This is a genomic window from Pseudanabaena sp. 'Roaring Creek', assembly GCF_001402795.1.
Classification (GTDB): Bacteria; Cyanobacteriota; Cyanobacteriia; order Pseudanabaenales; family Pseudanabaenaceae; genus Pseudanabaena.
Map to the genome: position 1 here is coordinate 1 of NZ_LIRE01000670.1, position 9,374 is coordinate 9,374.

Sequence of the window (9,374 nt, forward strand, 5' to 3'; positions counted from 1 at the left end):
AAAACCCCAAAGAGAGTTGCCGCGCTCCGCGCGGCAACTCTCTTTAGGGTTTTATATCCTGATACTGTTGGTGGCAGCTATATATTTTGGCAAACTAGATTTTAGAGTTTTCGGCAATGTAATGCTAAAGGCTCTAAAATTGGCTTCAGATTACAATATCTAAATTAAATTCAATGTCTGAATCATCTCTAGAATCAGCGCAGAATAAACAAATTCAGGATCGATCGCCCAAACCTTGGGTGCGTCCTGTAGCGATCGCGGGCATTGCGATCGCCAGTTTTTATGGTTCTGTTTGTGCGGGATTGTGGTTTGGGCAAACGAGGCTAGTTTTTTCGCCAGAGAAGGAAATTACCACTACGCCTGCAAATTTTAATGCTACCTATGAAGATGTCTTAATTCCCGTAAAAAAAGCCGATGGCACGGGCGAAAACATTCATGGTTGGTGGTTACCAAATATCAAACAAGAGGAAAAAGCCAGTCTTGGCGATCGCAAGGTAATTTTGTATTTGCATGGTAAGGGCAAAAATATCAGTGCTAACGCCAAACATGCTAATCGCTTAATGCGGATGGGTTTCTCAGTTCTCGTATTTGATTATCGAGGTTATGGCAGGAGTGAGGGATCGTTTCCGTCAGAATCGTCGGTGTATACCGATGCCCAAACCGCTTGGGACTATCTCATTCAAAAGGGTTATAAGTCAAACCAGATTTTAATCTACGGTCATTCTTTGGGTGGAGCGATCGCGATCGATCTGGCTATCAAACATCCCGATGCCCTCGGAGCGATCGTTGATGCTTCCTTTACTTCGATGAGCGATATGGCACAGCTCGATCCTAAATATCGAATTTTTCCCATCGATTTACTCATCCATCAACGTTTTGATTCGATCGCAAAGGTGCGATCGCTTGCTATACCCGTACTTTATATTCACGGTACTGCTGACGAGGTAATTCCCGTATCGATGGCACAAAGTCTCTACGAGGCAACCCCCTCCAGAAAACAAATTGTGATCATTCCCAATGGCGGACATAGCAATAATGCTGCTACCAATGAACCTTTATATTTGAATGCCATCCGCAGCTTTTTTAATCTATAGCTGTCGCCAATTGTACTAGGACATAAACCCCAAGAATTGACTGGCGGCGCGGAGCGCCGCCAGTCAATTCTTGGGGTTTGATTTGTCCATAGCTATAAAACATAAAAAGAGAGGCGCTAAGCGCCTCTCTTTTTAGACAGCTAGTTTGTCCGCAATCAATTTATTCGTGGACTGTGGTTCGGCTCGTCCTTGGGTTTTCTTCATGGTTTGACCGACAAAGAAACCTAATAACTTGGTTTTACCAGCCTTATATTGCTCAACTTCCTTCGGATTCGCGGCAATAATTTCATCAATAATCTTCTCAAGTTCCGCCCCCGCAAGAACGGTCAAGCCTTTAGATACCACAAGATCCTTAACGGAACCACCCTTAGTAATTAGCTCTGGCAAAATATCCTTAGCAATTTTACTGCTGATCGTGCCATCGGCAATTAAGGCAATCATTTCACCTAAAATCGCAGGCGTGAGTGCAATATCTCCAATCTTGAGTTTGTTTTCATTGAGATAGGCAGTAACGTCACCCATTACCCAGTTAAATACTTGCTTTGGCTCTGCCCCTGCGACGATCGTGGCATCAAAGAACTCGGCAATACTGCGATCATCGGCAATCAAAGCAGCATCGTAGGGAGTCAGTCCAAACTCATCACGATAGCGATGGCGATTTGCCATAGGCAGCGTGGGAAGTTCGGAACGATATTTATCTAGGGTTGTTAAAGGCACTTCGATCGCCATCAAGTCAGGCTCGGGGAAATAGCGATAATCGCTAGCCCCTTCCTTAGAGCGCATACTAATCGTCCGCTGACTATTCTCTTCCCAAAGGCGGGTTTCTTGCTTGATGGTCTCGCTACCAGATTCGATCGCTTCCACTTGACGATTGATTTCAAAATCGATCGCGCGTTGAATGGCATTGAAGGAATTCATATTTTTGATTTCCACCTTCGTACCGAACTTCTCTTGACCGACGGGGCGCACTGAGATATTTACGTCACAACGGAGCGAACCTTCCTGCATATTGCCATCGCACACCCCAAGGTAACGCATAATCCGTCGGAGTTCCTGAGCGTAGGCAGCCGCCTCTGCGCCCGATCGCATATCTGGCTCGGATACGATTTCACACAGAGGCACACCCGTGCGATTGAAATCTACGAGGGAATGGCTGGAACCCGATAGGCGATCGCTACCGCCATGAACGAGTTTTCCTGCATCTTCTTCCATATGCAAGCGTGTAATCCCAATGCGCTTAGTACTACCGTCTTCTAATTGGATTTCGAGCCAACCATGCTCGGCGATTGGCAAGTCGTATTGGGAAACTTGATAGTTTTTGGGAAGATCAGGATAAAAATATTGCTTGCGATCGAATTTGCTATGGGGCGCAATTTGACAATTTAAAGCTAGTCCAGCCTTGACTGCATATTCCAAAACTTTTTCGTTAAGTACAGGCAACACCCCAGGCATTCCCAGACAGACAGGGCAAACATTAGTATTGGGAGTTGCGCCAAACTGGGTCGAGCAGTTACAAAAGATCTTGGAGTTAGTTGTCAACTGACAGTGAGTTTCCAACCCAATAACGGCTTCATACTGTGTCTTGGTTGTTGTCTTGGTTGCGGTTGCAGTCATAGCAGTACTTTTGAAAAGTTTTTGGCAAGAAGATATTTTAAGGCAGGAAGGTATTCTAGTATGGGGGCTGTAATATTTTCACTACAAGCTGTCTAACTATTATAGCGATCGCGCTTACTCGTAATGCGTCCACATCTTAAATAGCGGCAATCTTAAATAGCGACAATATAGCGATGTAAGGTTTGTTTAAAACATAAAACCCCAAAGATGAGTGGCGGCGCAAAGCGCCGCCACTCATCTTTGGGGTTTTAATTCGTCCTAGCTAAACAGGCAAGCAAAGCAATTGCGGTGAAGTCATTTAAAAAATAAAGAAATCTAGTAGGAATGGGTCGATCCTGACATAAGTTGTTATTATTCTTTATATAAATAAATGTTTTCTTTCTGGTTTTGATAATGCAAGTAATGAATGCTGGTTGGACTCAAGTTGAGGAAGAGGTTGCTCGAAAAGCTTTTGATATTGCCTATAAACGCGAAACAAATGCCCTTATCGATTCAGTACGCAGTAAAGCGAGCTGCTTAAATGAAATAGAAGATATGTGGCATTTGCACGACTTTTTAAGTGTTAAACGTCACGAAGTTGACGGTCGTTATGACTATAATTTACCCATGCTAGTTTTCGTATTTGCGGGGTTGATTAAGGACGGGTGGATTACAGTCAAGGAACTTGAAGGTTTGAATTCAGACAAAATTGCCAAAATCATGGCACTTTCCTACATGTAGGAAAGTAATAGAGAATCTTGTGGCTTGAAAATATTGAAAAGCTTCTTATCTCTAGTTCTGGGCTTTGTATAGCTACAGTTACTTGACTTAGGACAAATCAAACCGCAAGAATTGACTGGCGGCGCTTCGCGCCGCCAGTCAATTCTTACAGTTTATGTCCTAGTACAATTGGCGACAGCTATATATGGCAAATCAACCCTCAAAAATGGCGACTGCGCTGCGCTCTGAAACTACTTTTGGGACTTAATATCCAGAGTGAATTTTTCCTATTGCATATAACCCAAGGATTAATATCTTCCTTGGGTTATATTTTTTATGCATATATTAAGAATGAATTAAGATACCAAAAGCACAAAAATTAAAATTAAAGTTTTTCTTAATATCTACCTTTAGAGGTTTTGAGAAAGCAATCAGAATGTGAGTATATATACTCAGGAAAACTCAACTAGCAAAATGCAGTGATTTATGGCTTGTTTGCTTTGAAATCACTGAGTGTCCCAAGCAAAAGTTATTTGTAAGCATTTAAGTTCTCCATTGAGATCTCGATCGGCTGCAATTTTGATAACTTTAAAGTTCTATATAAGGTTCTATATCGAACTTGGGAGTTAATTGAATTCCTTCATGTAAGTAGCCATGCACAATTAAATGTAAAATCCAAAAACCTATAGCGTATGCTGTGCTTGCATTACAGGTTTCACCATTGGTTTTTAATTATGCCCAAATACTTCCGCACATGAGCTTAAATCCTTCAGTCAAACTCCAAAAACATTCCTATGACATACACCATCTCCTCAGCCAGAAATATTTTTCCTAACACCCTAGCAGCTGATGTCGTACCCGCTACTACCGCAAGATTTAACCAGCTCACTCCTGAGGATCAACTAGCTTGGATTTGGTTTACTTATCTTGAAATGGGCAAAACCGTAACAATCGCCGCTCCTGGTGCTGCCAGTATGCAGTTGGCTGAGTTAACATTGAATGAAATTAAGAAGATGAGTTTCCAGCAACAAACTCAAGTCATGTGCGACCTAGCTAATCGCGCCGACACCCCCATCGGGCGTACCTATGCTATTTGGTCTCAAAATATCAAACTAGGCTTTTGGTATCAACTCGGCAAGTGGATGGAAGAAGGAATTGTTGCTCCTATTCCCGAAGGCTATCGCCTTTCCGCCAATGCCTCGGCAGTTTTAGAGACCTTAAAGAATTTAGATCCAGGTCAACAAATCACAATTCTACGTAACTCAGTTGTAGATATGGGATTCGATCCTAATAAGTTGGGTGGATATACTCGCGTTGCCGAACCAGTAATGGCTCCCAAAGAAGCCTCAAAGCGCACTCAGGTCAGCATCGAAGGTATCGACAATCCCACCGTATTGTCATACATGAATAACCTAAACGCTAATGATTTTGACGCTTTGATCGATCTATTCCTCCCCGATGGCGCTTTACAGCCTCCATTCCAAAGACCAATCGCTGGCAAGGATGCAGTTTTGAGATTCTTTAAGGAAGAATGTCAAAATCTAGTACTCGTTCCAGAAAGAGGCGTTTCTGAGCCCGCAGATGGTGGCTACACTCAAATCAAAATCACAGGTAAAGTTCAGACTCCTTGGTTTGGATCTGGAGTTGGTATGAATATATCTTGGAGATTTCTACTCGATCCTAACAACAAGATTTTCTTTGTGGCGATCGATCTGCTTGCATCTCCTAAAGAACTGTTGAACCTAATTCGCTAGACCTAAACCTAGAGAGCGTAACGTCTGCTGGCGTTACGCTCTCTAGATTTAATTTTAACTATGCTGAACTACTTACAGCGCTTTGCGACAAAACACAAAATCGATTTAGCGTTCTTTATATTTCCCGATACTTCCAGAATTGTAGTGGCGTTCGCGATAAATTATGAATAATTCCAGTAATCTGCGATCGCCTAATTTATCCGATCTCTGGCAAAAAAAAGCATTCATAGCTGATGATTGGATGGGAATATTAATCGTCATTACTATTCTCAGTCTATGGTTTGTTAGTTTATATTCGTTGCTTTCGGTTTCAGTTTTCGATATTTCTTGGGCGGGGCTCATTGTTTTAATTTTGGGAAGGACATACCTTCATACGGGCTTATTTATTCTTGCCCACGACTCAATGCATGGAAATTTAATTCCCAGTAATAGAACTCTAAATAAGATCGTCGGTCGTCTTATGGTGGGAATTTATGCATCTCTTAATTACGATCGCTGCTCGGTAAACCATGCTAATCACCATCGCTATCCTTCTCAAAACGGCGATCCTGATTTTCATGGCAACCTTTCCCATCCAGTATTTTGGTATTGCAAGTTTCTGAGCGAATACTTTTCATGGCGATCGCTAATTCTCTTTTTGACTAGCGCGATCGCAATATTTGGGATTTTGATAATGCTATGCAAGGTTTCAATCGTTAACTTAATTCTCTTCTGGCTGATTCCCCTCGTACTTAGCTCGTTGCAACTATTTTTCTTTGGAACTTATCTTCCCCATTGTCAAGTCCATCAAAATCCGAATTTTTCTCCTCGTCTTGGTTCTAATTTTTGGACGATTTTATGGTCGTTTCTAAGTTGTTACAACTTCGGTCATTATCATTGGGAACATCACGAATATCCCCAAACCCCTTGGTTCAGACTGCCAAAAGTTCATAGGTAAAGCAGCACGAAAATTCAAAACCCAAAGTATGATTGGCGGCGCTTCGCGCCGCCAATCATACTTTGGGTTTTACTAGTAAAATCGATACGACAAATCCTGATCGGAACGATCGCCAAATCAATCGCCAAATCAATCACCGAATGAATCGCCAACTTAAAAGGCAACTTAGAAAGACATCCCTTGACCTCCGCAGCCTTATCGATCGGGAAACTTGGCTGCAAAAAAGTCAAACAATTTGCGATCGCCTTGCAAATTGGCAAACCTTTCAACAAGCGCAAAATATTCTTGCTTTTACCAGCTTTCGGCTAGAACCAGATTTAAGCTCGCTTTGGCAAAGATTTCCTGACAAAAATTGGGGATTTCCCCGTTGCCTTGAAAAAGATCTGCTGTGGCATCACGTCGCGATCGCAGATTTTGATAGCAGTATGCGATCGGGTGCTTTTGGGATCCTCGAACCTCGCCATGACTTACAACCAATCGATTTAGCAAGTATCGATCTAATTTTGATGCCTGCGGTAGCTTGCGATCGCCAAGGTTATCGCTTGGGCTATGGCGGGGGCTTTTACGATCGGTGGTTGCCTCATTCCATAGGCTTGAAAGTAGGACTTATTTTCGATGAATTTTATGTGGATGAGTTGCCTCACGATCCTTGGGACATCCCCTTAGATGCAGTTATTACGGAAAAGCGCGATATAAAGCGGGATATAAGTAAACGCTCATGAATGCTCATGAATAAAGATGGCGCGAAGCACATTACTTGAATCACATTACTTGAATCACATTACTTGAATCACATTACTTAGAAACAAAGCACTAGAAACAAAGAACTTAATTTTTGGCTCTTATGGGGCTTTGCACTTTCATCGGTACGGTAAGCCGATCTAGTTCCCTACTCATTTCGCAGTATATTAGCACTCAGTGAGACAGAGTGCTAAAGCACGCAAGATATAACTAAAGCAGGTTTAAATTCCTAGCTTGAGATGTACCTTGCAGAGTCCACTCTGATTAGATTTTAAGGAGGTATGACATAGTGGCATCGTTAACCCTAAATACTTGTACGTTACAACCCCTAGGCGATCGCCTATTGGTAAAAGTAGCAACGAAAGAAGAAAAAACTGTTGGCGGTATTTTCTTACCAGATACAGCTCAAGAAAAGCCACAAATTGGTGAAGTTACAGCCGTCGGTCTTGGCTCGCGTAATGACAAAGGTACTCGCGTAGCTCTAGAAGTTAAAGCAGGCGACAAAGTACTTTACTCCAAGTATGCAGGCACAGAAGTCAAAATTGACAACGTAGATTATTTGCTACTCGCGGAAAGAGATATCCTCGCGATCGTTGAATAAAGCTATTAGCTATTAGCTGTTAGCCGTTAGCTTTCAAGGCTCTTCATACGGAAGCAATCTAAAAGAGCTAAAAACTAATCGCTAAAAGCCAGTTACCAAATCCCCGATACCAAATTCCAATTACCAATTACCAATTACCAATTACCAAATTAACTAAAATGGCTAAAATCGTAGTATTTGATGAAGAATCTCGTCGCGCCCTTGAGCGTGGTGTTAATGCCCTTGCTGATGCTGTACGTGTAACCTTAGGACCTAAAGGACGTAACGTAGTTCTCGAAAAGAAATATGGCGCACCTCAGATCATCAATGATGGTGTAAGCATCGCTAAAGAAATTGAACTAGAAGATCCTCTAGAAAATGCGGGTGCTCAGCTAATTCGGGAAGTTGCCTCGAAGACCAATGATGTCGCAGGTGATGGAACCACCAGTGCCACCGTTTTGGCTCAAGAAATGATTCGTGAGGGTCTGCGCAACGTAGCTGCTGGTGCTAATCCAGTTGGCGTACGTCGCGGCATCGAAAAAGCAGTTGCTCACCTCGTTGATGTCATCGCTCAAAAAGCAAAAGCAGTTGATTCCAACGCTGAAATCGCTCAGATTGCCACCATTTCTGCGGGCAATGATTCTGAAGTTGGCGAAATGATCGCCCATGCTATGGATAAGGTTGGTAAAGATGGCGTAATCACCGTTGAAGAATCCAAGTCTCTTACCACCGAATTAGAAATCGTGGAAGGGATGCAGATCGATCGCGGTTACATTTCTCCTTACTTCGTCACTGACAACGAACGTCAATTGGTCGAATTTGAGAACGCTAAGATCTTGATCACCGACAAGAAAATCAATGTCATTCAAGACCTTGTTCCTATTCTGGAAAAAGCTGCTCGTTCAGGCGCTCCTCTTGTAATCATCTCTGAAGATGTTGAAGGCGAAGCTCTCGCAACCTTGGTAGTCAACAAGCTCAGAGGTTCTCTGAATATCGCTGCTATCAAGGCTCCTGGTTTTGGCGATCGCCGTAAAGCGATGTTGCAAGATATCGCCGTCCTTACCGATGGACAGGTAATTTCTGAAGACACTGGTTTGGAACTTAGCGCCGCATCCCTAGAAATGCTTGGTACTGCTCGTAAGATCACCATTTCCAAGGACAAAACAACTATCGTTTCTGACATTACCAACAAGGCAAATATCGATAAGCGTGTTGCCCAAATCCGTAAGGAATTGGATCTCAGTGACTCTGACTACGATAAGGAAAAGCTCCAAGAGCGGATCGCTAAGCTCGCTGGTGGCGTAGCCGTGATCAAAGTCGGTGCTGCGACTGAAACCGAACTCAAGGATCGCAAGCTTCGTATTGAAGATGCACTCAACTCTACCCGTGCAGCCGTTGAAGAAGGTATCGTTCCTGGTGGTGGTGCAACCCTTGCTCACCTTGCGGTTGAATTGCTAGAGTTCAAAGCAACCTTGAAGAACGAAGAAGCAATCGGCGCTGAAATCGTATCTCGTTCTCTCTCTGCCCCTCTTCGTCAAATCAGTGATAACGCTGGTTTAGAAGGAACCGTTGTGGTTGAGAAAGTGAAGGGTATGAGCTTCAATCATGGCTTTGATGCCCTCAAGGGTGAGTATGTTGACTTGATCGCTACTGGTATCATCGACCCTGCAAAGGTTGTGCGCTCTGCACTCCAAAATGCTGCTTCCGTTGCTGGCATGGTCTTAACCACCGAAGCTCTCGTAGTTGAGAAACCTGAGAAGAATGCTGGCGCTGGTGCTGGTGCTGCTGGCATGGGCGGCATGGGCGGTATGGGTGGCATGGGCGGTATGGGTGGCATGATGTAATCCATCATTCACTTTTTATACCAAGTTAAGCAATGGCTCCACCATTTCTTAACTTGAAAACCCTAATACCAAAGCTCAAAATGGCTACGCCATTTTGAGCTTTGGTATTAG

General features: G+C 43.2%; 8 protein-coding genes. 7 read left to right on the top strand and 1 reads right to left on the bottom strand.

The window, feature by feature from the left end; genetic code table 11:
- The first annotated feature begins 173 nt into the window (after window positions 1–173).
- Complete coding sequence (locus AC805_RS18215) at window positions 174–1,094, top strand: alpha/beta hydrolase (protein WP_082429538.1); 921 nt, start codon at window positions 174–176, stop codon at window positions 1,092–1,094.
- Between the two features lie 132 nt (window positions 1,095–1,226).
- On the opposite strand, the gene gatB is transcribed toward AC805_RS18215, so the two are convergent.
- The gene (gene gatB, locus AC805_RS18220; RefSeq protein ID WP_055076701.1) at window positions 1,227–2,708 is read right to left on the bottom strand and encodes an Asp-tRNA(Asn)/Glu-tRNA(Gln) amidotransferase subunit GatB; all 1,482 of its coding nucleotides are present in this window, start codon (window positions 2,706–2,708) and stop codon (window positions 1,227–1,229) included.
- A 393-nt stretch (window positions 2,709–3,101) separates the two neighbouring features.
- Between gatB and AC805_RS18225 the strand changes: the two genes are divergently transcribed.
- The 6 genes from AC805_RS18225 (at window position 3,102) to groL (ending at window position 9,263) form a co-directional block, all read left to right on the top strand.
- Window positions 3,102–3,428 carry a hypothetical protein gene (locus AC805_RS18225; protein ID WP_055076702.1) on the top strand — a complete coding sequence of 109 codons (327 nt, stop codon included), beginning with the start codon at window positions 3,102–3,104 and terminating at the stop codon, window positions 3,426–3,428.
- Window positions 3,429–4,201: 773 nt separating this feature from the next.
- A complete protein-coding gene (locus AC805_RS18230) occupies window positions 4,202–5,161 on the top strand; it encodes an orange carotenoid-binding protein (RefSeq protein WP_055076703.1) in 960 nt (319 codons plus the stop codon).
- A 163-nt stretch (window positions 5,162–5,324) separates the two neighbouring features.
- A complete protein-coding gene (locus tag AC805_RS18235) occupies window positions 5,325–6,098 on the top strand; it encodes a fatty acid desaturase (RefSeq protein WP_055076704.1) in 774 nt (257 codons plus the stop codon).
- A gap of 32 nt (window positions 6,099–6,130) precedes the next feature.
- Entirely contained in the window at window positions 6,131–6,820 is a 690-nt protein-coding gene (locus AC805_RS18240) for a 5-formyltetrahydrofolate cyclo-ligase (RefSeq protein WP_231663712.1), read from the top strand.
- Between the two features lie 308 nt (window positions 6,821–7,128).
- Window positions 7,129–7,440 (top strand): co-chaperone GroES, encoded by a 312-nt coding sequence (gene groES, locus AC805_RS18245; RefSeq protein ID WP_055076705.1) that lies wholly within the window; start codon window positions 7,129–7,131, stop codon window positions 7,438–7,440.
- 158 nt (window positions 7,441–7,598) lie between these two features.
- Window positions 7,599–9,263: a chaperonin GroEL gene (gene groL / locus AC805_RS18250; protein WP_055076706.1), complete on the top strand. Its 1,665-nt coding sequence runs from the start codon at window positions 7,599–7,601 to the stop codon at window positions 9,261–9,263.
- The last annotated feature ends 111 nt before the right edge of the window (window positions 9,264–9,374 follow it).

Excerpts from the sequence above, each read along its gene's own strand:
- AC805_RS18225 (WP_055076702.1), top strand. The coding sequence starts at position 3,102 with ATGCAAGTAATGAATGCTGGTTGGACTCAAGTTGAGGAAGAGGTTGCT.
- AC805_RS18215 (WP_082429538.1), top strand. The coding sequence starts at position 174 with ATGTCTGAATCATCTCTAGAATCAGCGCAGAATAAACAAATTCAGGAT.
- gatB (WP_055076701.1), bottom strand. The coding sequence starts at position 2,708 with ATGACTGCAACCGCAACCAAGACAACAACCAAGACACAGTATGAAGCC.
- groL (WP_055076706.1), top strand. The coding sequence starts at position 7,599 with ATGGCTAAAATCGTAGTATTTGATGAAGAATCTCGTCGCGCCCTTGAG.
- AC805_RS18230 (WP_055076703.1), top strand. The coding sequence starts at position 4,202 with ATGACATACACCATCTCCTCAGCCAGAAATATTTTTCCTAACACCCTA.
- AC805_RS18235 (WP_055076704.1), top strand. The coding sequence starts at position 5,325 with ATGAATAATTCCAGTAATCTGCGATCGCCTAATTTATCCGATCTCTGG.